The organism is Vibrio sp. D3, assembly GCF_043995865.1.
Taxonomy (GTDB): domain Bacteria; phylum Pseudomonadota; class Gammaproteobacteria; order Enterobacterales; family Vibrionaceae; genus Vibrio; species Vibrio diabolicus.
Window position 1 is genome coordinate 1,009,096 of record NZ_CP171887.1, and the last position, 22,930, is coordinate 1,032,025.

The 22,930-nt window shown below is 44.0% G+C and carries 18 protein-coding genes, 5 tRNA genes and 1 other RNA gene; 12 read left to right on the top strand and 12 right to left on the bottom strand.

Features of this window, described 5'->3' with window-relative positions; genetic code table 11:
* Positions 1–58: 58 nt before the first annotated feature.
* The gene (locus ACHFJ9_RS12760; RefSeq protein ID WP_012842016.1) at positions 59–247 is read left to right on the top strand and encodes a hypothetical protein; all 189 of its coding nucleotides are present in this window, start codon (positions 59–61) and stop codon (positions 245–247) included.
* Here ACHFJ9_RS12760 and ACHFJ9_RS12765 read toward each other — a convergent pair.
* The 3 genes from ACHFJ9_RS12765 to ACHFJ9_RS12775 form a co-directional block, all read right to left on the bottom strand.
* Positions 237–1,172: a YeiH family protein gene (locus tag ACHFJ9_RS12765; protein ID WP_395357021.1), complete on the bottom strand. Its 936-nt coding sequence runs from the start codon at positions 1,170–1,172 to the stop codon at positions 237–239. The genes ACHFJ9_RS12760 and ACHFJ9_RS12765 overlap by 11 nt on opposite strands.
* Before the next feature lie 116 nt (positions 1,173–1,288).
* Positions 1,289–3,163 (bottom strand): MFS transporter, encoded by a 1,875-nt coding sequence (locus tag ACHFJ9_RS12770; RefSeq protein WP_395357023.1) that lies wholly within the window; start codon positions 3,161–3,163, stop codon positions 1,289–1,291.
* 13 nt (positions 3,164–3,176) lie between these two features.
* Positions 3,177–3,767 (bottom strand): TetR/AcrR family transcriptional regulator, encoded by a 591-nt coding sequence (locus tag ACHFJ9_RS12775; protein ID WP_006743255.1) that lies wholly within the window; start codon positions 3,765–3,767, stop codon positions 3,177–3,179.
* A 378-nt stretch (positions 3,768–4,145) separates the two neighbouring features.
* Here ACHFJ9_RS12775 and ACHFJ9_RS12780 point away from each other — a divergent pair, with 378 nt between their 5' ends.
* Positions 4,146–5,018: a Tim44 domain-containing protein gene (locus tag ACHFJ9_RS12780; protein WP_046874203.1), complete on the top strand. Its 873-nt coding sequence runs from the start codon at positions 4,146–4,148 to the stop codon at positions 5,016–5,018.
* A gap of 425 nt (positions 5,019–5,443) precedes the next feature.
* Here the strand turns inward: ACHFJ9_RS12780 and ACHFJ9_RS12785 are convergent.
* The 5 genes from ACHFJ9_RS12785 to ACHFJ9_RS12805 form a co-directional block, all read right to left on the bottom strand.
* Positions 5,444–5,528 (bottom strand) — tRNA-Tyr (locus tag ACHFJ9_RS12785).
* An 84-nt stretch (positions 5,529–5,612) separates the two neighbouring features.
* Positions 5,613–5,697 (bottom strand) — tRNA-Tyr (locus tag ACHFJ9_RS12790).
* An 84-nt stretch (positions 5,698–5,781) separates the two neighbouring features.
* A tRNA-Tyr gene (locus ACHFJ9_RS12795) sits at positions 5,782–5,866 on the bottom strand.
* 85 nt (positions 5,867–5,951) lie between these two features.
* Positions 5,952–6,036, bottom strand: a tRNA-Tyr gene (locus tag ACHFJ9_RS12800).
* 84 nt (positions 6,037–6,120) lie between these two features.
* Positions 6,121–6,205 (bottom strand) — tRNA-Tyr (locus ACHFJ9_RS12805).
* Between the two features lie 284 nt (positions 6,206–6,489).
* On the opposite strand from ACHFJ9_RS12805, the gene ACHFJ9_RS12810 reads away from it, so the two are divergent.
* From ACHFJ9_RS12810 to ACHFJ9_RS12820, 3 genes are all read left to right on the top strand, one after another.
* A complete protein-coding gene (locus ACHFJ9_RS12810) occupies positions 6,490–7,599 on the top strand; it encodes an efflux RND transporter periplasmic adaptor subunit (protein WP_301582719.1) in 1,110 nt (369 codons plus the stop codon).
* Positions 7,599–10,712: a multidrug efflux RND transporter permease subunit VmeF gene (vmeF, locus tag ACHFJ9_RS12815; protein WP_046874696.1), complete on the top strand. Its 3,114-nt coding sequence runs from the start codon at positions 7,599–7,601 to the stop codon at positions 10,710–10,712. The genes ACHFJ9_RS12810 and vmeF overlap by 1 nt, the downstream gene beginning before the upstream one ends.
* 222 nt (positions 10,713–10,934) lie before the next feature.
* Positions 10,935–11,132 (top strand): type II secretion system protein, encoded by a 198-nt coding sequence (locus tag ACHFJ9_RS12820; RefSeq protein ID WP_005390570.1) that lies wholly within the window; start codon positions 10,935–10,937, stop codon positions 11,130–11,132.
* Positions 11,133–11,222: 90 nt separating this feature from the next.
* Here ACHFJ9_RS12820 and ACHFJ9_RS12825 read toward each other — a convergent pair whose 3' ends face one another.
* On the bottom strand, positions 11,223–11,798 hold the full coding sequence (locus tag ACHFJ9_RS12825; RefSeq protein WP_005390572.1) for a porin family protein: 576 nt from the start codon (positions 11,796–11,798) through the stop codon (positions 11,223–11,225).
* A gap of 213 nt (positions 11,799–12,011) precedes the next feature.
* On the opposite strand from ACHFJ9_RS12825, the gene ACHFJ9_RS12830 reads away from it, so the two are divergent.
* Positions 12,012–12,329, top strand: coding sequence for a DUF1244 domain-containing protein (locus tag ACHFJ9_RS12830; protein WP_005390574.1), 318 nt, complete (start codon positions 12,012–12,014; stop codon positions 12,327–12,329).
* Between the two features lie 64 nt (positions 12,330–12,393).
* Here ACHFJ9_RS12830 and ACHFJ9_RS12835 read toward each other — a convergent pair whose 3' ends face one another.
* Positions 12,394–13,488 carry a PLP-dependent cysteine synthase family protein gene (locus tag ACHFJ9_RS12835; RefSeq protein WP_005390576.1) on the bottom strand — a complete coding sequence of 365 codons (1,095 nt, stop codon included), beginning with the start codon at positions 13,486–13,488 and terminating at the stop codon, positions 12,394–12,396.
* 138 nt (positions 13,489–13,626) lie between these two features.
* Here ACHFJ9_RS12835 and ACHFJ9_RS12840 point away from each other — a divergent pair, with 138 nt between their 5' ends.
* Together ACHFJ9_RS12840 and ACHFJ9_RS12845 are read left to right on the top strand one after the other, a co-directional pair.
* Positions 13,627–14,091 (top strand): Lrp/AsnC family transcriptional regulator, encoded by a 465-nt coding sequence (locus ACHFJ9_RS12840; RefSeq protein WP_005390577.1) that lies wholly within the window; start codon positions 13,627–13,629, stop codon positions 14,089–14,091.
* A gap of 461 nt (positions 14,092–14,552) precedes the next feature.
* Positions 14,553–17,594, top strand: a complete 3,042-nt coding sequence (locus ACHFJ9_RS12845) for a cadherin repeat domain-containing protein (protein WP_395357028.1) — start codon at positions 14,553–14,555, stop codon at positions 17,592–17,594.
* Positions 17,595–17,658: 64 nt separating this feature from the next.
* On the opposite strand, the gene tesB is transcribed toward ACHFJ9_RS12845, so the two are convergent.
* Positions 17,659–18,519, bottom strand: coding sequence for an acyl-CoA thioesterase II (gene tesB / locus ACHFJ9_RS12850; RefSeq protein WP_005390581.1), 861 nt, complete (start codon positions 18,517–18,519; stop codon positions 17,659–17,661).
* 240 nt (positions 18,520–18,759) lie between these two features.
* Here tesB and ACHFJ9_RS12855 point away from each other — a divergent pair, with 240 nt between their 5' ends.
* Entirely contained in the window at positions 18,760–19,194 is a 435-nt protein-coding gene (locus ACHFJ9_RS12855) for a YbaY family lipoprotein (RefSeq protein WP_012842007.1), read from the top strand.
* Between the two features lie 30 nt (positions 19,195–19,224).
* Here ACHFJ9_RS12855 and ACHFJ9_RS12860 read toward each other — a convergent pair whose 3' ends face one another.
* Entirely contained in the window at positions 19,225–19,527 is a 303-nt protein-coding gene (locus tag ACHFJ9_RS12860; RefSeq protein WP_005390592.1) for a DNA base-flipping protein, read from the bottom strand.
* A 257-nt stretch (positions 19,528–19,784) separates the two neighbouring features.
* Here ACHFJ9_RS12860 and ACHFJ9_RS12865 point away from each other — a divergent pair, with 257 nt between their 5' ends.
* The 3 genes from ACHFJ9_RS12865 to ffs all read left to right on the top strand — a co-directional run bounded on the left by ACHFJ9_RS12865 (position 19,785) and on the right by ffs (position 22,918).
* The gene (locus ACHFJ9_RS12865; RefSeq protein WP_046874702.1) at positions 19,785–20,528 is read left to right on the top strand and encodes a hypothetical protein; all 744 of its coding nucleotides are present in this window, start codon (positions 19,785–19,787) and stop codon (positions 20,526–20,528) included.
* 152 nt (positions 20,529–20,680) lie between these two features.
* The gene (locus tag ACHFJ9_RS12870; protein WP_104974319.1) at positions 20,681–22,684 is read left to right on the top strand and encodes a GGDEF domain-containing protein; all 2,004 of its coding nucleotides are present in this window, start codon (positions 20,681–20,683) and stop codon (positions 22,682–22,684) included.
* A 137-nt stretch (positions 22,685–22,821) separates the two neighbouring features.
* An RNA gene (gene ffs, locus ACHFJ9_RS12875) (signal recognition particle sRNA small type) lies at positions 22,822–22,918 on the top strand.
* Positions 22,919–22,930 lie beyond the last annotated feature (12 nt).

The window sequence follows — 22,930 nt, forward strand, 5'->3', positions numbered from 1 at the left end:
TTATAACTCTGAATCATAATTATGTTTCTTCGAAGAGAGAAAAGGCATTAGGTTCAGGATGGTAAAGCTAGTATTAATTACGGCGGTAGCACTACAAATTGGTATTGCAATAAGCAGTGAAGGGCTCGCCCGCTCTCTTGCAGAGCTGACGGCCTTTTTGATCGCTATCGCATTGGTTGTTACATACAAAAACAGCAAACTTGAGCCGTCGTCATCTCAACACGATGAGAAGACCACTAATATCTAAACAATAACCAACTTAGAGAAGTGGTTGAAATTAACACCCACAGAGTTACACCAAACAACAGTGGCTTAGCTCCAGCAGACCTCAGCTTCGAAATTGAAATGCTGCAACCAATCAGGAACAGACACACCACCAAAGCTTGTTTCGCTCCAACGAAAATACCGTGATAGACCATTTCAAATTGAGGGAAGAAGTCGCTAAACGCGATGGCTGCGCAGTACCAAAAAATGAAATAAGGAATAACTAACTTTTTCGTTCCATTCTCTTTCTGGTCTCTCGAAAAGATCACGGCACTGATCAATGCGACAGGGATGATCCACAAAGCTCGTGCGAGTTTTAACGTTGTTGCTGTAGTTAGTGCTTCTTCACCGTAGGCTGAGGCAGCCCCAACAACAGAAGAAGTGTCATGAATAGCAATCGCGGCCCATGTACCAAATGTGTGTTGATCTAGCCCTAAAGCATGCCCAACCACAGGAAACACGAATAGTGCGATGGAGTTTAGGACAAATACCGTTGCCAGTGCTAATCCAATCTGTTCGTCTTTTGCTTTAATCGCTGGTGCCACCGCGGCAATTGCACTACCACCACAAATTGCTGTACCTGACGAGATTAAGTATGCGGTTACTCGCTCCAACTTAATTATTCTGGCAATGATAGTGCCTATGATCAGTGTGCCCGCAATCGTGGCGATAATCAGACCGATACCATCCGATGTAACAGAGAGTGCTTGCTCAAAGTTGATGCCAAAGCCTAAACCAATAATCGAGTAGGACAGCAGCTTTTTAGTAAAAGAAGCAATGGGCAGTTCTGAAGGCACAAAACCAAAACTTGTGAGTAGAAAACCAATAACTAGGGCAATAGGAGAGGAGACAAAAGGGGTTAAGCAAAAGAGTAACGCCAATCCAAACAAGAGGTAGTTTCTATTCAAGGTTTTTATTCGCTGTTGTGAATGAAAGCGCGAGTATATCGCACTGAGTGTGGTCAGTTTGTCTTAATGATTTGAACACATGTTCAGTTATTCTAAACATGTGTTCAAATGTATTTTTATCGCCAGTCGCCTCTAAGTTGATGCACTTTATCGAACATCGTTTTTGCCGTTGCTTCATTTGGTGGAACCGGCTGTCCGGCCTCAATTTCTAGCTTTGACCAAAATCGAGTCGGTAAGCCACAACATGCGCGGCCTTTCGCGCGGCTGAAATAGCTTCCCCATAAGCCTTTGAGTGCCACGGGTATGACAGGTACTGGGCTGCGACGCAGAATAATATCAATGCCACGCATGAATTCATTCATTTCACCGTCTGAGGTTAATTTCCCCTCTGGGAAAATACAGACGATATGTCCTTCGCTTAATGCGGTTTCTACATCATTAAATGCACGCCTGATGGAGTTTCTGTTACTCGCTGAAATCGGAATTACCCCAGTTCTGCGTAAAAAGCGTCTTAGTGGAGGTAGGTTGGCGTAATCTTCCTCCATCACAAAACGAATCAACCTTGGGCATACTGCGCTAAGTAGCAAGGCGTCCATATAGCTCACGTGATTACATACGATCAACGCACCGCCTTGTTCTGGCAAGTTATGTAGGTTTTTATGTTTCACTCGATAAATAGTGTGAGTTAGCATCCAAACCACAAAACGGACAACGAATATCGGTATTTGCAAAAAAATGTAGGCGGCGACCAAGAAATTCAAAATGGCTAACAATGCAAACAGCTGAGGAATTGTCATCTTGATGACACTCAGGCACACAATACCTAAGACAGCACTGCCGACCATAAACAGAGAGTTAAAGATGTTGAGCCCTGCGATGACTTGTGCGCGCTCGGTTTCCTTTGCTCTATGTTGCATTAATGCGTAAAGCGGTACGATAAACAATCCGCCAGAGGCGCCAATCATCAATAGATAGAAAAATAATGGCCAAAAAGGCTCATATCTAAAGAAGTCTACAAAGTCATGGAAGATAGGTAGGTCACTTGGAATGGAGGTTGCCATCAAGTACCCAAATACCGTAATGCCAAGTGCGCCAATAGGCACAATACCGACTTCGATACGATGATTCGAGATCCAATTGCAAAGTAGCGACCCTAGCGCGATACCAATGGAAAACAGAGCAAGTAAGAAAGACACCGCACTCTCGGTGCCATTTAAGTAAATCTTGGTGAAATTCGGGAACTGGGTTAGATAGGCGGCGCCTAAAAACCAAAACCAGCTTATCGCCATAATACATTGAAAAACAACACGATCTGATTTTGCGATGGATAGCGTGTGTTTAGTTTGTTTGTACGGTTGCCAACGAAAAGAAAGATTAGGCGCGCTGGCGGCTGCAAAGGGTATTGATCGGCTCGACAAATATCCCAACAATGCAAAGAGTACGACACAAAATGCGGCAAGGTATTTTGCGTTGTCTGCTGAGGCGATAATTCCAGCACCTAGGGTACCAATAAGGATGGCGATAAAGGTACCAGCTTCAACAAGGGCGTTGCCTGGCACTAACTCTTTTGCTTTTAATTTTTGGGGCAAAAGGGCATATTTAACCGGTCCAAAGAATGCTGACTGTGTGCCCATTAAGAACAGTAGCAGCAAAAGCACACCATAACTTTCGGTTATAAAACCAATGGCGCCCAAAAGCATGACGGCGATTTCAAACAGCTTTACCTTGCGAATAAACCATGATTTTTCATATTTATCGGCTAATACGCCAGCTGAAGCGGAGAATAGAAAGAACGGTAGAATGAACAAGCCAGCCGCTAAATTGATGAACAAGTTGCTCGAAATAGGTAGTGCGCTGGATCCCGCGAAGGCGACAAACAGCAGCAAAACGTTTTTAAAAATATTGTCGTTGAAAGCGCCAAAAAACTGAGTAATGAAATAGGGTAGGAACTTTCTTTGCGTAAGTAAGGACGGCTGTCTGTCGGACGACATGGATAATCCTTTGTTACCAGTTTGTGAGGTAGTTAGAAAGCAGGTTACTGATTAATTCTTTACCATCAATGGGTTCACTAGAGAAAAATTTATCATCAACACTGAGTAAAGTAATACCGTGTACGCCAGACCAAAGCACTCGACTTGCTTGAATCACTTCGGACTCGGTACGATGTGGTGCGATTTGAGCCAATAGTGACTCCAGCATTCCTGTCATCCCGTCGATACGTTTGGCATGCCATTCTGGAAGTTCTGCACCATTCATGTTGTGCTCGAACACTAACTGCCAACGGTAAGGGTGCTTTTGAGCGAAATCGTGGTAGCAATAAGCCAGTTCAAATAGAGCTTGATGAGCGTCTTTACTGCTATTGGTCGCCTTCAGTGCTTCTTGGGAGAGTTCGTCTAAAGTTTGCGCGACTACGTGTAAAAGTAACAGGTTATAGTTGCCAAAAATGTTGACTAATGTGCTTGGCACGTAACCAATCATGTTAGCGATTTTACGAAGACTGAGTTCGTGGTAAGAATTCTCATCTAAAAAGTTTTTGACTGTTGTTAACGTCAAATTCACTAACTCTTCTCTGGTGTGATCGTTTCTGCGCGCCATACTCTCAAACTGCTTTATTGAACATCGTTCAATATGATAGTCAGCTACCTATTAACCGTCAACAAGGCAATATACTCAAGTGACGTCAAGGTCCAGGATTCTGAGCTGTGTCACTGATTCTAATTCAAGTAAAACATCCCCGAGTAGTAGCGAGTTCATTCCCAGCATTTCTAAACGAACCAAGTATCTCGAAGTTAACCGAGAGCAGTCTGTATCTTTGGCAATATTCTGATACATGTCAGCTTCTGTAAGCTGTTTTCATCAACAGGCATACAGAGTATGATGACGTAACAATCATCTTTGGCGTGCTACTGTTTGAAACAATCGTTGTTTCGTCTGATAGAGCACAATCTTAGATAGCTAACTTTAAGGATAACGATGAAACGTTTATTTTCTATTGTTGCTCTGTTGATGTTTACCGTTGCTGTAACGCCTATCGCGGAAGCGAAGAAGTTTGGTGGCAGTAAGTCTTTCGGTAAGAGCTACAAAACAGCGCCAGCACCAAAACAACAGCAACAAAACACCAATACGGTCGGCAAAGATCAGACGGCGAAGTCTTCAAGTAAAAAAGGCTTAATGGGTGGTCTGCTAGGCGGACTTCTTGCTGGTGGTCTACTTGCTGCATTCTTTGGCGGTGCTTTTGAAGGTATCCAGTTTATGGATATCTTAATTATTGGTTTGATTGCCTTTGTCATCTTTAAATTAATGCGCGGTATGCTAGGTGCGAAGCAGGGCAGTATGAACCAGCATCGCCAGCAACCTGCATTTGGTGGTAACGCATCTAAGTTTGAGCAACCAAACATGCAAAACTTTGAGCAACAGCCAAACACAAATAATGGTGGCTTTGGTGGTTTCGGCGCTCAAACGGACGTACCACATAACTACCCACCGGGCTTTGACCAAGCAGCGTTCATTAACGGCTCTCGTGAACACTACCGAATCCTGCAAGGAGCGTGGAATCACAATCAACTGGAAACCATTGAAGAATATGTTTCTCCAAGCTTGTTTGAAGATCTGAAAGCAGAGCGCGCGAAGCTCGACGGTGAGCAGCATACTGATGTAATGTACGTTGATGCAGAGATCGTCCGTGCCGATTACGATGCAAATAAAGCACAGCTTAGCCTACAGTTTAGCGGTCGTTACCGTGACACAGTAGAAGGTGTTGAAGAAGAAATCGAAGATATCTGGCACCTAGAGCGTGACCTGACTGTGCCTAATGCACCATGGTTAATTGTTGGTATTCAAGGCTAGTCACCTTTAAACCAATTTAGTCACTAATAAAAATCCCGCGCCCCCTGCGGGATTTTTTGTATCTGTCGTTTGTATCTACGAAAGATATTTTTATAAAACCTGCCAGGTGGAGCCTTCATCATGCTCGCGCTTAACTCTGCCGAATATCTTTTTTGCTAGCTAGTCCTCAAGTGCTTTACTGAATGTTTTTAGCATTCACATTATGGTCATTGCGATAAAACAAGGACAAAGTGCTAGTACATTGTTTGTATTACAACGACCAGATCCGAACTTTGGCCATCGGAGATTCGCTTAGGCTCAGTTGTTAAAGTAGGATCCAACAGAGGGAGAATCGCGAAGAAGTTGGGTTAAATAAGGAAGGGCTTGTTACTTTATCAAGAATCCGAAACGAAAAAAGCCAGCTCAATGAGCTGGCTTTTTCAATATGGTGGAGGGGGACGGATTCGAACCATCGAAGGCAGTGCCGGCAGATTTACAGTCTGCTCCCTTTGGCCACTCGGGAACCCCTCCAGGGTGTTTTATACTTGAATGATAGTTTCCCAACCTAGCTTCCAAGTTGTTCTTATGTTTAAAGGAAAAACACAAGAAAGAATATGGTGGAGGGGGACGGATTCGAACCATCGAAGGCAGTGCCGGCAGATTTACAGTCTGCTCCCTTTGGCCACTCGGGAACCCCTCCAGGGTGTTTTATACTTAAAAGATAGTTTCCCAACCTAGCTTTCAAGTTGTTCTTATGTTTAAAGGAAAAACACAAGAAAGAATATGGTGGAGGGGGACGGATTCGAACCATCGAAGGCAGTGCCGGCAGATTTACAGTCTGCTCCCTTTGGCCACTCGGGAACCCCTCCAGGGTGTTTTATACTTAAAAGATAGTTTCCCAACCTAGCTTTCAAGTTGTTCTTATGTTTAAAGGAAAAAACACAAGAAAGAATATGGTGGAGGGGGACGGATTCGAACCATCGAAGGCAGTGCCGGCAGATTTACAGTCTGCTCCCTTTGGCCACTCGGGAACCCCTCCAGGGTGTTTTATACTTAAAAGATAGTTTCCCAACCTAGCTTCCAAGTTGTTCTTATGTTTAAAGGAAAAACACAAGAAAGAATATGGTGGAGGGGGACGGATTCGAACCATCGAAGGCAGTGCCGGCAGATTTACAGTCTGCTCCCTTTGGCCACTCGGGAACCCCTCCAGAGGATTTTTATACTTAGTAAGATGTTTTCCCAACTCATCTCCCAAGTGCGGAGCGAATCATAGCAAACTCGCTCAGGCTGTAAAGCGTTTTTCTTGCGTTTTTACGTTGAATGCTGTCTTTTTGGGCAAAGATGGTAGAAAGTCAGCGTTTTGTGTGTCCTTTGAACAGAAGAGAAACGCTCTTTTTACTTGAATTTACACTACTTGACGTTAAACCACGTATCTACTGATAAAATGTAAGCAGTTTAATGACATAAGTTTATTCGTTTAGAAGTCAATATCATGAGCATGAAAGCCACGTTATCGTTATCTGTTTTAACGCTTTCTATATTAATGAGTTCTCCATCAGCTTTCGCAGCTATGCGAGGCTCAGCAGTTACCGTCGTAACTGAGCAAGTAGAAACGCACGAGATCAATCAATCCTTATCGCTTATCGGTAAATTAGAAGCGGCGGAGTCTGTGGTTGTTGCATCGGAAGTCGCCGGCAAAGTGAATCAAATCGCTGTTAAAGCGAATCAAAATGTCCAACAAGGTCAGCTGTTAATCAAGTTGGATGATGATAAGGCTCAAGCCGCTTTGATTGAGGCAGAGGCGTACCTTAAAGATGAACAACGTAAGCTAAAAGAGTTTCAACGTTTGGTTAAGCGAAATGCTATCACCCAAACTGAGATCGACGCACAAAAAGCAAGCGTTGAAATTGCACAAGCAAGGCTGGACGCCGCTCAAGCAAATTTGGCCGATCTTCATATTACGGCTCCATTCTCTGGCACTGTTGGTTTTATCGATTTTAGTCGCGGTAAAATGGTTAGCGCGGGTACAGAGCTGTTGACCTTGGATGACCTTTCCGTCATGGAGCTGGACTTACAAGTACCGGAGCGCTATTTATCGATGCTTTCTATTGGTATGGAAGTCATTGCCAAAACCAGTGCATGGGGTGAACAGACGTTTACTGGTCAGGTTACAGGCATTGATACGCGGATCAGCTCAGAAACTCTGAACCTGCGTGTGCGTATTGAGTTTGAGAACCCTGAAAACCGCTTAAAGCCGGGCATGTTAATGAATGCATCATTGGCCTTCCCTGCGATTGAAGCGCCAATTATCCCGGTTCAAGCACTAGAATACTCTGGCACCAAGCGTTACGTATACGTCATCGATGACAACAATAAAGCGACTCGACAAGAAGTCATTCTCGGTGCTCGTGTCGATAACGAAGTCGTTATTGAATCAGGCGTTGAAGTTGGCGACAAAATTGTTGTACAGGGCATCGTTAATATGCGAGATGGTGTTGAAGTTAAGGAAATTGTCGCACCAGGAAAGTCAGAAACAGCTAACGCAACGGGTAATCAAGGTGTTCAAAGCACGCAAGACGAAGCGGCTAAGGAAGCAAACTAATGTTACTTTCTGACGTTTCTGTAAAACGCCCAGTCGCAGCGTTGGTATTGAGTATGCTGCTGTGTGTATTTGGTTTTGTATCCTTTACGAAACTAGCGGTGCGAGAAATGCCGGACATTGAAAGTCCGGTCGTTTCCATTAGTACGCGTTACGAGGGAGCTTCCGCGACGATCATCGAGAGTCAAATTACTTCTGTATTAGAAGATCAGCTTTCAGGTATCAGCGGAATCGATGAGATCAGTTCGACGACGCGAAACAGCAGTTCGCGTATCACGATCACTTTTGAGCTAGGTTACGATCTCAATACGGGTGTTAGTGATGTTCGCGACGCGGTGGCTCGCGCTCAACGTTCGCTACCTGATGAAGCGGACGATCCAATTGTCTACAAGAATAACGGTTCAGGTCAGGCCTCCCTCTATATTAACCTCAGCTCTGCAGAGATGGACCGCACTCAATTGACGGATTATGCAGAACGTGTACTGATGGATCGCTTTAGCTTGATCTCTGGGGTGAGCTCCATTGATCTTTCTGGTGGTTTGTACAAAGTGATGTACGTGAAGCTTAAGCCAGAGCTGATGGCGGGGCGCTCAGTCACGGCTTCGGACATTACATCGGCACTGCGAAGTGAAAACTTAGAAAGTCCGGGTGGTGAAGTTCGTAATGATTCGACAGTCATGTCGGTACGGACAGCGCGTAGCTATAACACGCCGGAAGATTTTCAGTACCTCGTGATTAAAAGGGCAAGCGACAACACGCCTATCTATTTGAAAGATGTCGCTGATGTTTTTATCGGTGCAGAGAACGAAAACTCGACCTTTAAAAGCGATGGCGTCGTCAATGTTAGTTTGGGGGTTGTTCCTCAGTCTGATGCGAACCCGTTAGAAGTAGCAAAATTAGTTCGAGCTGAAGTTGATAACATCCAGAAGTTCTTGCCGGAAGGGACGCGGCTTGCTATCGACTACGATGCGACGGTGTTTATCGAGCGCTCGATAGAAGAGGTATATAGCACGCTATTTATTACGGGTGGTTTGGTTATTTTGGTGTTGTACATCTTCATTGGTCAAGCTCGTGCAACCTTGATCCCAGCTGTTACGGTTCCTGTATCGCTGATTTCCTCATTCATTGCCGCTTATTACTTTGGCTTTTCTATCAATTTAATCACCTTGATGGCGTTGATCCTGTCTATCGGATTGGTAGTGGATGACGCGATTGTGGTTGTTGAAAACATCTTCCACCATATAGAACGTGGTGAATCACCTTTGCTTGCGGCCTATAAAGGCACGCGGGAAGTAGGTTTTGCCGTTATCGCGACAACGCTAGTGCTGGTGATGGTATTCCTGCCGATTTCCTTTATGGATGGCATGGTAGGTCTGCTATTTACTGAGTTTTCTGTCTTGTTGGCGATGTCTGTGATTTTCTCGTCTTTGATTGCCCTAACATTAACTCCTGTATTGGGTAGTCAGATTTTGAAGGCGAATGTAAAACCAAATCGATTTAATCAAGTGGTCGATCGCCTATTTAGCAAACTTGAGAGTGGTTACCGCTCATTATTGAAAGGCGCATTGAAAATGCGTTGGGCTGCACCGCTGGTGATTTTGGCGTGTTTGGGCGGCAGTTACTTCTTGATGAACCAAGTGCCAGCCCAGTTGACCCCTCAAGAAGATCGCGGCGTGATGTTTGCGTTTGTACGCGGGGCTGATGCTACGTCATACAATCGTATGTCAGCCAATATGGACATTGTTGAAGACCGATTGATGCCATTACTCGGGCAAGGGTATCTGAAGTCGTTTAGTATCCAAACGCCAGCGTTTGGTGGGCAGGCAGGCGATCAAACCGGCTTTGTTATCATGATTCTAGAAGACTGGAACGAGCGAGATGTAACAGCTCAGGAAGCGCTTAACAAAGTGCGTGGCGCACTGGCTGGCATACCTGATGTTCGAGTGTTCCCATTTATGCCTGGTTTCCAAGGTGGTTCGAGTGAGCCTGTTCAGTTTGTATTAGGTGGCTCTGATTACGATGAACTTCTCGTCTGGGCTGAAATGTTGAAAAACAAAGCAGAAGAATCGCCAATGATGGAAGGTGCTGAGATCGATTACTCAGAGAAAACGCCAGAGCTATTGGTTACGGTCGACAGACAGCGTGCCGCAGAACTAGGGGTCAGTGTCAAAGACATTTCTGATACGCTAGAAATCATGCTTGGTGGTAAAAGTGAAACGACTTATGTTGAGCGTGGCGAAGAATATGATGTGTATCTTCGTGGTGATGAAAACAGCTTTAATAATGCAGCGGATTTAAGCCAGATTTATCTGCGAACTAATAGTGGGCAGTTAGTGACGTTAGACGCGGTCACTAAAATTGAAGAAGTGGCAGCTTCTATTCGTCTATCTCACTACAACAAACAGAAATCCATCACTATTACGGCTAATCTGTCAGAAGGCTACACATTAGGAGACGCGCTGAATTACCTTGATCAACAAGCGATAGACAACTTACCAGGTGACATCTCGGTGAGTTATTCTGGCGAGTCAAAAGACTTTAAAGAGAACCAGGCGAGTGTTGCTGTCGTATTTGCGTTGGCATTGCTTGTGGCGTATCTCGTGTTGGCGGCTCAGTTTGAAAGCTTCGTGAACCCGTTAGTGGTGATGTTTACGGTGCCGATGGGCGTATTTGGTGGCTTCCTTGGCTTGGTTGTGATGGGGCAAGGCATGAACATTTACAGCCAGATCGGCATGATCATGTTGATCGGCATGGTGACGAAAAACGGCATTTTGATTGTCGAATTTGCCAACCAGTTACGTGACCGTGGTGTTGAATTCGAAAAAGCGGTTATTGATGCAGCTGCGCGACGTCTACGCCCGATCTTGATGACAGCATTTACCACGCTTGCTGGTGCTATCCCGTTGATTGTATCGACAGGGGCAGGTTATGAGAGCCGTATTGCCGTGGGTACCGTGATCTTTTTCGGGATGGGATTTGCGACATTGGTGACCTTGTTTGTCATCCCGGCTATGTACCGATTGATTTCGGCGAAAACACAGGCGCCAGGTCATGTAGAAGCAGAATTGAACAAAGCACTCAGCCACGATACAAAAGGCCGTATTGCTCATCCTTAGCCGCTGTACGTAAAGCTTTGATTGAAAACACCGAACAAAAGTTGTTCGGTGTTTTTTTATATTGAGCGTGATTACTTATAGATCTAATGATTATTTTTGTTTATTATTTCGCCACTTCTTCGAGGGGCACAGGACTCGCTCATCGTATTGACTGAATGTCGGGTCTTGTTAGGTATCATGCCGGGAAAGCAGCATATACCTATTATTATTTGAGGTGTTCTCTTGAAAAAAGTACGTGGTAGTTACATGGTAGAAATGGTTTTAGTTGCGGGTGTTATGGCGTTGTTAGCGACCACTGCACTTCCGACGTTAACGAATGCACTAAAGGATCGTCAAGATGGCATTTTACACTCTCTCGATGCCGGGCAACCAAGTAGCCATGTGAATCAAGAGACAACAGAAAAGTTCTCCGCTCAGTAACTGATGACACACCGTAGATTGTAAAACAAGCCGAGGTAAAAACCTCGGCTTGTTTGTATTTCAATTCTGGTAACTTGGTGCTATCTAATGTCAGAAGCGTTTCCCTAAGCTAACTTGCACACCTTCGTAGCTGTCGTAAAAATCTTCAAAGCCCATATCTGCGACATTATAGATGTACTCTGCGCGCAACCAGATGTCTTTGCTCATATCCCAATGGACACCAGCACCGATATTGAATAGTGCTCCTGAATCATCGGTGACTTTTTGTTGGTTTGGAACGTACATTTCTGCCTGAGTCCCTAACGCGGTCACGCGGCCAAACAAAGAAAGTGGCGTATCGCCAAGGTTATCACTGGTCAATACTGCTGACATACCCGCTTGGTAATAGTGCAAATCCAAATCTGTTTTCAGTGTGTCGTTCTTAAGTTCGTTTTGGGAATAGCGAAGCACACCTTCAAACGCAAGGTATTGATTGACATGATAGCCCCAACCAACAGTGATATGTGGTGTGGACCACTCATTGTCTCTGTCTGAGCCAAAATAGGGTGTATCAAAACCGACGTTACCAGTACCCAGATAAAAATAAGATTGATGAGTTTGTTCTTGAGCAGCAAAAGTCGGCACACTGATGGTCAAGGCAGACAATAATAGAATGGCGTTTTTCATAACTTGACGATAACCTTTGTAAAAGACCGTTGTAATGAGTTGTGTTAATATTAATTTAATCAATAAGATAGATGGCGTTTATCATATCAGCTTTTACGCAAAGGTAGTCATTTAGACTGGGAATTGTTGCGCTAAAGCAGCCTTCCTAGGCTGGAGAACTTACTATTCGGTATGGTGACTAACGTCAATCAAATAAGAGAGAAGGAAAGGAAAGTGGCTGAATTCAAATATAAAAATCTGACTCAAGAAGAACAAGATAAGTTAGACGCGGCGACATTTCGTCGTTTATTGGCGCATTTAGACGCGAATAAAGACGTGCAGAACATCGACCTCATGATTCTTGCGGGCTTCTGTCGCAACTGCTTTAGCAAATGGTACAAAGCTGAAGCGGAAAATCTCGGTGTGGATTTAGATATTGATGACGCTCGCGAACGTGTTTACGGCATGACTTACGATGAATGGAAACAAAATCATCAGCCAGCGGCAACGCCAGAACAATTGGCGGCGTTTGAAGCGCGTCAGAAAAAGTAATACTCATTTCCAAAAAAACAGCCCGCACATCAGCGGGCTGTTTTTTTACATTCGAATTTACATATTAAGCGGTAATTGGACCGCAACATGCAGGTTCGACACAGCCTTTCGCTTGAATGACTTCAAGTTGCGCGAGGTAAGGTTGAATATCGCCGATGTTCTCTTTTACCCATGCTAAGTCGTAATACGTATCTAAGTAACGCTCACCAGAGTCACATAAAAGTGTCACGATAGAGCCTGTTTCACCGCGTTGTTTCATCTCACAAGCCAATTGCAGCACACCGTAAAGGTTCGTGCCTGTCGATGCGCCGACTTTACGCCCAATCAGCTGAGATACCCAATGGGCGGTTGCCACACTGGCTGCGTCTGGAATTTTGCGCATTTCATCAATGACACCTGCAATAAAGCTTGGCTCGACACGTGGTCGACCAATGCCTTCAATTTTGCTGCCGGTCTCACCTTTTAATGAGTGATTACCTGACTGGAAAGCGTCGTAAAACACCGAGTTTTCAGGGTCTACGACACAAAGTTTGGTGTCGTATTTTTGGTAACGAATAAAACGGCCAATGGTTGCAGACGTGCCACCAGTTCCTGGGCTCATTACTACCCAATTAGGAATTGGGTGATCTTCTAGTTCCATTTGGCTAAAGATAGAGTTCGCAATGTTGTTGTTGCCGCGCCAGTCAGTCGCACGTTCAGCATAAGTAAACTGATCCATGTAGTGGCCATTTAACTCTTGAGCCAAACGTCGAGACTCGTCATAAATCTGATCTGAGCGCTCTACAAGATGCGCTTTACCACCGTAAAACTCAATTTGTTCAATCTTTTTACGTGCGGTGGTTTTCGGCATAACAGCAATGAACGGTAAGCCAAGCAAGCGAGCAAAATACGCTTCTGAAACGGCAGTGCTGCCTGAGGACGCTTCAATCACTGTGGTTTCAGGACCAATCCATCCGTTACAAATCGCATAAAGAAACAACGAGCGTGCCAATCGGTGTTTCAGAGAGCCTGTTGGGTGCGTGCTCTCATCTTTTAGGTAGATATCGATACCATCAAGAGAAGGCAGTTCGAGTTTAAATAAATGAGTATCAGCAGAACGTTGAAAGTCTGCTTCAATTTTACGCACTGCATTGTTGATCCAGTTGTGGTCAGTACACATGGCGTCTCTCCTTGGAAATCGATAGATAAGCATTGGATGGGAATAATTTACCTATAATATGAGAGAAAAACTTTGCTATAGTTGCTGGTAATGACTATTTTGATAGAAAAGTTTTCTACACTTTGTGGGTTTTATAGGATGAGTTTGGATCGAGTCGATAAGCAGCTGCTTGCGTTGTTACAAACCGACAGCACCTTGTCATTAAATGAGTTAGCAGAGCAGGTTAATCTGACAACAACGCCATGTTGGAAGCGTTTGAAAAGGTTGGAAGAAGAAGGCTACATCGAAAAGCGCGTGGCGTTACTGAGTGCAGAAAAACTCGACCTGTCTTTTATCGCTTTTGTTCAGCTAAAAACCATCGATCACTCTGAAGATTGGTATCACCACTTTGTCACAACAGTGAGTGATTTCCCTGAGGTGATGGAGTTTTATCGTATGGCCGGCGAGTATGACTACATGATGAAAGTGCTAGTCAAAGATATGAAGTGTTTTGACGAGTTTTATAAGCGCTTAGTTAATAGTGTAAAGGGACTGTCTAATGTGACTTCAACATTTGCTATGGAATCCATTAAATATACGACTGAGTTACCACTTCTCAACTAAATAGCTTTATACGAATTTTATTTAATGGTTACTCTATCTGTTAGCATTTTAAATGTTAACAGGTAGCAGGGTTATTCTAACTAAGTTACTTTTTACTGGGTTGGAATAAATATAAACGATATTTATTCTCTCTTCTATTTCCGCATTAACTGTTTGTTTTTTATCCTCCACCAAGCGCTAATACAGCAAAATGCATGAAAAAATAACGCAATTTTTTCTCTTTATTTTTCGTGTTTTATTTTTGTTGAATATTCATTCTTACTAAATTAATTAATTGGTTTAATTTAAACGTTTGCTTTGTGTTGTTTTGGGTATTTTAGTCACCACTTCTGAACATTTATTTTTATGCGTAATACAGTAGCAAATACTTAAGTAATAAAGTACTCAAAAATGGATATAGTGATTAATAAAACATCGTATTATTATCGCTAGCACTTATTTGTGACAAAGTGTTTCTAAAAATGAACAGAAAATATTATTTGCTTTTTCTTGCGGCTTTACTCGCTGGTTGTGGTGGTGGAGGTGACTCTAAAACGAACAATACAAAGACACCAACTACGATAACAAAGCAGAGTCGTCCACAGTTAAAAGCTGAAGACACGGTATTGAAGTTTGAGGGCGTGGGAACCGTTACAGAGGCAAAATTGAGCAATGTACATGGCTCGGTGTCTTATCAAGTCATTGACTCTAATCCGCTAAATGTTGTGAAAATTAATGACTCTGGAATGCTACAAATTTTGCGTCCAGGAACGGCAACAATTCTGGCTACGGATAGCAGTTCTGCTTATGAATCCTCTGAAGCACGATTTTCTATCACTGTGGAACGAGGTATTAACACAGACCTTTCGGTTAGTGATCTAAACTTCAATGCAATCGAATCTGAAGGGAAAGCGCTGACCGTTCGTGGCCAAAAAGGTGAATTGAGTTATGAAGTAGAAAGTGGTCATAACTTGATTCGGGTTGATCAGAACGGTTCGGTATATTCATTAGGCTCAATTGGTCAGGCGTCGGTACTGATTACTGACTCAGGTAACGAGCTTTATCTGCCGAAACAAGTTCGCGCGACGGTGAAGCTTCATGGAGTAGCATCCGGGCAACTTCAATTCGCCTTGCTGGAAGACGAATATAGAGAAGGGCTGACGTTAGAACCTGCACGTTTAGATAAAGCTCAAACGCAAAGCATCACATACAAAATCATTCGCAGCGAACCAGACAACAAAGTTGCCGAGTTACTCAACCCTGAGTCAGGTGTGCTCCTTGTTCATAATGTTGGGCAGTTAACCGTTGAAGCGACAGCAACTTACAGCGATGCCTTTTTAGATAAGCAGCAAACGGCGCAATTTGTTGTGGATGTAAAACAAGGTCAACGCGAAACAATCAGCGTAGCGGATGTTGTGAAAACTTATGAGGAAGGTGGCCGAATTTTCCCTAAGGTGACGAATGCTCGCGGCGACTATTCACTGCGAATTATTAGCGGCACAGATGTTATCGCTAAGTCTATGAGCAGTGAAGCACTGCTGATCAAAGGTGTAGGTACGGCTGAAGTTGAAATCTACGAGCATGAAATGCGTAATTATCCTGCAAGTAAAGCTCGCTTCAATGTTGAAGTTAATCGCGCGCCTCATCCAGTGATGAACGACATTGAAATGTCGCTTATTTATCAGCCTAGCCTCTCAATTCCTTTGGCATTTTCAGGACAAAAAGGCAACGTAAGCCTAGTCGGTAGTTTACCGGACGGTTTAAGAATGACCGATGGCAAGTTAGAAGTAGAGACGGCTGGTGAATATCGTCTTAAGTTTGAAGATGATGGTGGGGATTTATATCAACCAATTCAGTTTAATGTAGTCATCAAAGTAGCGAAAGCTGCGGGACAAGCCATGGTGACACAAGATTATGAAATGGTGTATAGCAAAGACTATAGCTTTGACCTTCGTCGTGACTTTGGTTTAAGTACAAGTAACGATCATGTAGAACTCGTTGATAACACTGCTACAGATGTTATAGAGGTTACTGCGGATGGACGTGCCTATGTTTACAAAGCGGGTAAAGCGACGTTAACAGTTCGCAGACAGGAGAGCGCGAATTATACTGCGGGTCCAGATCAGAAAGTGTACGTTAATATTCTTAGTGCGCCGAGTCGGATTGATGTGCAATCCGATGTGGAAGAGACTTGGAAAACCAGCCAGCCTTATGTTCAAAAACCGACCATCTCTGGTACGGTTGGCGAAGTTTCGTATCGATTTGCAGAAAATGCAGCAACGGATGTGGTTTCCCTAGACAGCAAAACGGGCGAGATGCGCATCCTCAATGCTGGCAGCACAAGAGTTGTTGTATCGGATGCAGGGGACGATAAATTTACTCCGGGTGAAAGCAGTTTCTCTGTTACGATCAAACAGGGCACAAACCCTGTATCGATTGCTTATCCAACGGTAGACTTTTCAGCGGGTACTATTATCTCACCAGTGATGAGTGGAGGAGAGGCGAAAGCCAGCTATCGTCTTATTAACCAAAAAGATCCTGTGGTTGAGTTAGCCTCTTCTGAAACGGGGCGTTTGAAGGTTTTGCACGCAGGCGAGTACCAATTAGAAGTGACGCTAACTGCACGTAACTATATAACTAAAACCGTATTGGTTAACGGCACCATTAATAAAGCGGATCATCCCGGTCTTACCGCGAAACTTCAAACCGTTGAGTTTACGCCTTTCAAGGAAATTGACTTAGATTTCGGTAGAACGGTCGGTACTCGAACTTACTCATTTGGCGATACTGTGAGCAAAGATCTTGCCACGTTAGACAATGCGAATGCAGAGTTGACGCTAACCAATTACTCTCAATACCATTCTATTGCTCTAGATATCTCTGAGAGTGAATCGCGAGATTACAAAGCGTTACCAAGAACAAAAGTCACGGTTAGTGTCGATTTGGCAGAGTCGGGTGTTGCAGATAAATACACACAACTTAATAGCGAACAAACCGTTATTGTGAGCACGCTTAGTGCCCCACAGTTTGCCAATTTAGAAGAGAGTGAATTTGGTATCTTGGGTTCGCGTTCGGTACGTGAACCGACGGATGACGAGTTGCAAAAACACGGTAAAGGTAAGGTTGTGCTATTTATGTTTAAGCCAGTTGGTAGCGATGACCGAAGACAAGAAAAGGCAGCGTGGGTGCATGTTGCTCGATTCGATGGATGTACATCAGAGCTGTTTGCTGATGACCTTAAGCCTTTTAATGCAATTGGTTATGATGATCCAGGGTATTGCACCAGCGGTAGCACTATCCGTATGACTCGGTTCTTAGTGATTGATGATTCTAATTTGGAAGACATAGAGTATGAGTTGGCTGCACCAATCATTACTTACCGTCGTGGGGTGCGTGAATTTTTAGCAACGGATAAAGGTGGATTCTATGCTGACCCAAATGTCGTTTACGGGAAAGGCGAATACGGTTACCCGAAATCACTTTACGAATGGTCGGTCATTACTATGAAGTATCAACCAAATTAATTATCGTTTGATACCCACAAAAAAGGAGTGCTGAGCACTCCTTTTGTCGTTTAGGGTTTAGTGGTTACTTGGTATAGCGCATTACACCTTCTTGCACTGCGGTTGCCACTAAATGACCTTGTTGGTTATAGATTTCGCCACGCACTAACCCACGAGTGTTACTCGCTGTTGGGCTTTCTATCGCGTACAACAGCCATTCATCCATTTTGAACGGACGGTGGAACCAGATTGAATGGTCAATGGTGGCAACTTGGAAGTTTGGCGTCATTAATGACACTTCATGCGGGTGCATTGCTGTCACGAGGAATCCCCAATCTGATGCGTAGGCCAACAGGTACTGATGTATAAGCAGGTTCTCTGGCATTTCACCATTGGCACGAATCCAAAGATACTGTTTAGGCTCTGCTTTTTTGGGTTTTAGGGGGTTGATGACCGTAACAGGACGGGTTTCAATTGGCTTTTCACCACAAAATGTTTTGCGTAGTCGTTCTGGCAGAAATTCGGCTATATGGCTAGCAAGCTCACTCTCAGAGGCGAAGTTTTCTGGGCCAGGAATGTCTGGCATTTCCTTTTGATGATCAAACCCAGGTTGATCGCCATGGTAAGACGCCGTTAGGTAGAAAATAGGGCGTCCATTTTGAATCGCCTTAACGCGTCTGGTGCTGAAGCTGCGGCCATCCCTTAGGTTTTCTACATCATAAATGATGGGCTTTTCTGGATCGCCAGGGTACAAAAAATAGCTATGGAAGGAGTGTACCGCGCGTGTTTCTTCAACGGTGTAGCGCGCAGCAGAAAGCGCTTGCCCAATCACTTGGCCGCCATACACTTGAGGCAAACCTAGGTTTTCACTTTGGCCACGAAACAAGCCTTCTTCTAATTTTTCGAGTTGTAGTAGGCTGAGCAATTCTCGTAATGGTTTACTCATTGTGTCTCCTCACCGTTGTCTTTCACTCCAACTTACCTCAACAGTCTCACTCTTGTGAAGTGCCATAGTTAAGAACTATTGAGTAACTTAGAAATAGTATTGTTCCGATTATGAAACAAAATCAATTGTTTGATAAATTCTAACTCAGTCAAACTATTGTCAAATAAACTGGCAGGAAGCAGACAGTTTTATATTCCACACCTATAATTGCTCCGGTTTAATACTCTTTTCGAGGAAGATATGAAAAAAACACTACTGCTTGTTACTTCTTTACTCTTTGGGGCTGCGTTAGTGGGTTGCCAAACTTCTCAAAATACAGAAATGGAATCTGCAGAGGCGTCAATGAAGACGATTACAGGTACAGTGGCTTACCGTGAGCGTATTGCTCTGCCGCCAAACGCAGTGGTTACCGTCGCGTTAGAAGATGTGTCTTTGGCTGACGCGCCAGCAAAAGTACTAGCAAAACAGACATTCGAAACGGAAGGTAAACAAGTTCCTCTTTCTTTTGAGCTGAACTACGATAACAATGAAATCAAACCAAACCATCGTTACAGCGTCCGTGCGCGTATTGAAGTGGATGGTAAATTGCGTTTTATCAGCGATACACATAACGGTGTAATCACAGATGAAGCACAAACTCACCAGTTGGATATTCGTCTAGTTGGCACGCGTTAATATCAAACTCAGCGAACAAAAAATGGCAGCTTAAGGCTGCCATTTGTATTTTCTTAGCGAAATTTTTCCAATCTCAGATACTTCAATTCCTTCGGCTTCTAATTTCTTTGTTTGTCGTTCTAAATTACTGCCTTTTAAGGATATTTTTCCTTGACTATTTATCACTCTAAACCACGGGAGTTTACTGTCCTCTGGCAAATTACCAAGCGCCTTACCAACATGTCTTGCGTAGCCCGGGTAACCTGCCATTTTTGCGATTTCCCCGTAGGTGGAGACTTTTCCTTTTGGAATTTGGTGAATTACAGCAAAGATTTGCGCTAAAAATTGGTCCATACTCAAAAGTGTCTATTGTGGATTACTAAGGAATGGTAAACCATCGGACTTGTATATTGCTAACGGTTCTTAACGTTTATATTGCCCGCGATTGACTTTTGTTGATCATATTTTCTCTTCAGTCGTGCCGTATGTTAATGAGCGTTAAAAAGCATAAAACAAACACAAGCTAAGCTTGAATCTAGACCCTCTCAACGACTTTTAATCCCAGTTTTTGCCGTTGAGTTACCAAGTAGGTGGGGAAGCCAGGAGGCGCTATGATTTTATCGACACTTCAATTTTTCATTACGACTTTACTCGCAGTGGTGTGCGTTCGAGCGATGAGTTTGAGCGAGGGAGATATTCCCGTTCTTGCACTCATGATCCCGGCGTTGTGGATCTTGCCACAAGGCGGGTTTGCAGGTTTGGTGTTGCTGGGCGCAATGATGGCTTTTGGCGCTACGCTCTCAATGCAGCCAATCGCGCTATCGATTGGTATTTTGATCCTTTTCCCACTTTTAATGGTAGTGTTCTCTCGTAGAAGTTCGTTGGGCGTTCTGCTCACCGCAGGCCTAATCGTACTTACTCTACAAGTCGGTATTATGGTCACGCAACAAGGTGGGAAGCTAGATGGCTCCGCTTGGGTTACAGTGGTTCAAACTGTCGCTGTCATGGCGATGTGGTGGTCTGCTGTACATTGGACCCCATCCAATAAGCACAGTTGGTGGCCGATGCTGTTGTTGTTCCCATTATGGATTGCTGGCTTGCCATATGCCGTTCTTGTGGCACTGAGCGTGACAGGAATGCTGGCTTCAATGGAAACCCTCGCGAAGCTTAAACACTCCATTCGTTGGAGTAAACTATTGTGCTGGACGTTACCGACCGTTGGCTTTGCTGCCTTAGTGGTGAGTCCGACTACAGATGTACCAAACCCTGTTTTTGTTGTTTGGATCTGTTTGTTAGGAACGGCTTGGATGACGGACTATATCTTACGTAGCAGCGATGAACAGGCAGAATTATGAGTATTTCGTCAGGTAAAAAGTGACACGTGCGGCAGACTATCGAATTGGTTGTGGAACAAAATGAAGATTAGTATATGTTCTTCATTTCATATTTACTAAACTTCCAATAATAATAACCACATTATAAGTGGTTGATTTAAGATAAGTTTGTCATGACTACCTTTGCTCGAACACTGTTGCTTTTTACTTGTTGCCTACTGAGTTTGAATGTAAAAGCTGAATCACCTTTAATTGCTCATTATAAAGTTGCGACAGAAGCGGATGATGTCGTCACCCGTGTTCTTTTTAATGCTGCATCGAAAGAGTTCGGCTTTACCGTTCAATATGTGAACTATTCCAGCTTTGATGCCATTCTAAATTCCGTCGCGAATGGAGAAGCGGACTTTGCTGCTAATATCACTTACACAGAAGAGCGTGCTCAACGCTTTAGTTACTCCCGTCCAACTAATATCGAATATACCTACCTTTTTGGTTTAAAAGACTCGACGTTGAGTGACATTTCACGAGTTGGCGTCCCTAAAGATACGGTTTATGCCGAATTACTCAAACAATACTACCCGGAGCTAAAACAGGTCTCTTATCAAGGTCATGAGCAAGCGGTAACGTTACTGAGATCAGGCGTTGTTGAAGGCGTAGTCGATGCCATCAATCAGCTTAAGCCGATGCTGCTGGAGGGCTTTGACGCTAAGATGTTGAATGATCAGATTTCGATAAAGCCAGTATCGATCATCAGTAAAAAAGATCATCACCTCGAAGAGTTGGATACGTTCGCTACGTTTATTCATGGGGAAGGAGTGCAAAAGCAACTTCGTGAAGAGATCTCCCAGTATCAATTTGAATTAAGGCGAGCGGCATTGCGAGAATCTATTCGCTTATTACCTCTCGATTTTAGTGAGCCAATACGGATCAAGCTCGAATCTATCTTTCCATATGTTGTTTACAACGAAGACGGCAGTATCGAAGGGATGACGGCAGATGTCGTCCTGAGAAGCTGTGAGATCTTGGCATTAAACTGCGTGATCATTAGTGAGCCAAATGAAAGTTGGGGCTCCATGTATCACGAGTTTATGCAGGGGAGTTTTGAAATTTTAGCGCCGTTAACGGTCAGTCGAGAGCGACATGAATTTAGTTACTTTCCCAAGCCCCATTACTCACCAGCATCCGTTATGGTCAAGCGTTTAGGTTACAAGCCGAACACTTACTCTCATGTGTCACAGTTGATCTCTGAGCGGATTGGTGTGGTTGAGGACGACTTTTTCGATCAAATGATGACGCAACTTTTACCGCTAAAAGAGCTGAAACGTTATCGTACCCAACAAGAACTCATTCAGGGTTTATTGAATGAAGAGGTCGATTACATTCCGATGGATACAGCGATGCTCAACCACTTTTTACGTCTGAGCGAGTTGGTTCCGATAGAGCAGGACACGGCGATTGGCGAGTTTTACCAGTCACAACTTTCTGTTGGATTGGTGGCGAACGAGAAAGGTGCCATGCTTGCTCCTTTTTTCAGTCGAGCGATAGCGATGTTGGAAGTTGATAAGATCATTGCCCAGTACGACCTGCGCCCAGATTGGCGTACCGCGCTTGAATATGAGGTTCGGCTGGCAACGCAAACGCAGGCTGTGTTTGTCTTTGTATTGTTGTTTGCGATTTGCGTTTCGCTTTATCTTTATCGTCAATCGAATACTGACAATTTAACGGGGTTAAGAAATCGCCGCGCGTTGCAAGTAAAACATCGAAAAGGCGTAAACAAAGATCTATCCATACTTTACTTGGATATTAACCACTTCAAACGAATCAATGATACGTACGGTCACCGTGCTGGTGATGAGGTGTTGCAATTATTGGCGCTAAAAATTCATTATGTATGGTCAGGAAAAAGTTACCGGATAGGGGGAGATGAGTTCATACTGTTGGGCTATCCGACTCAAGCAGAATTAAATAGGGCAATGAAAGAGCTCAGCAGAATTGATGTAAAAGGCAAACTGTGTAGTGAGTTAGAGTCTGTGGGTATCTCTATCGGTGTCTCTGCAAAAAGAGAACAGCACATGAGCTTAGAGCAAGCCATGCATTTAGCTGATGAAGATATGTATTCAAGTAAGCAGTCAACACGCCGTTATCCTTCTTCGCATCGTTACGTGGCTCAATCATAGAGGAATGAATTGATCGAGTTTTGTCCAAACGGTAATGAAATGACGAAATTCAAGGCTTTTGCTCTTGCATTATGAGGGCTGATACTGAATAATCGCCCCATCGATTGAGGCAAGTCCTCTCGAAAAGAATTATGGGGCTCTGGTCCTCTCGCAACAATAGCTCGTGAACTCGGTCAGGTCCGGAAGGAAGCAGCCGCAGCGGGTGACTTGTGTGCCGGGATGTGGCTGGGGTCCCACCCTTTAAAA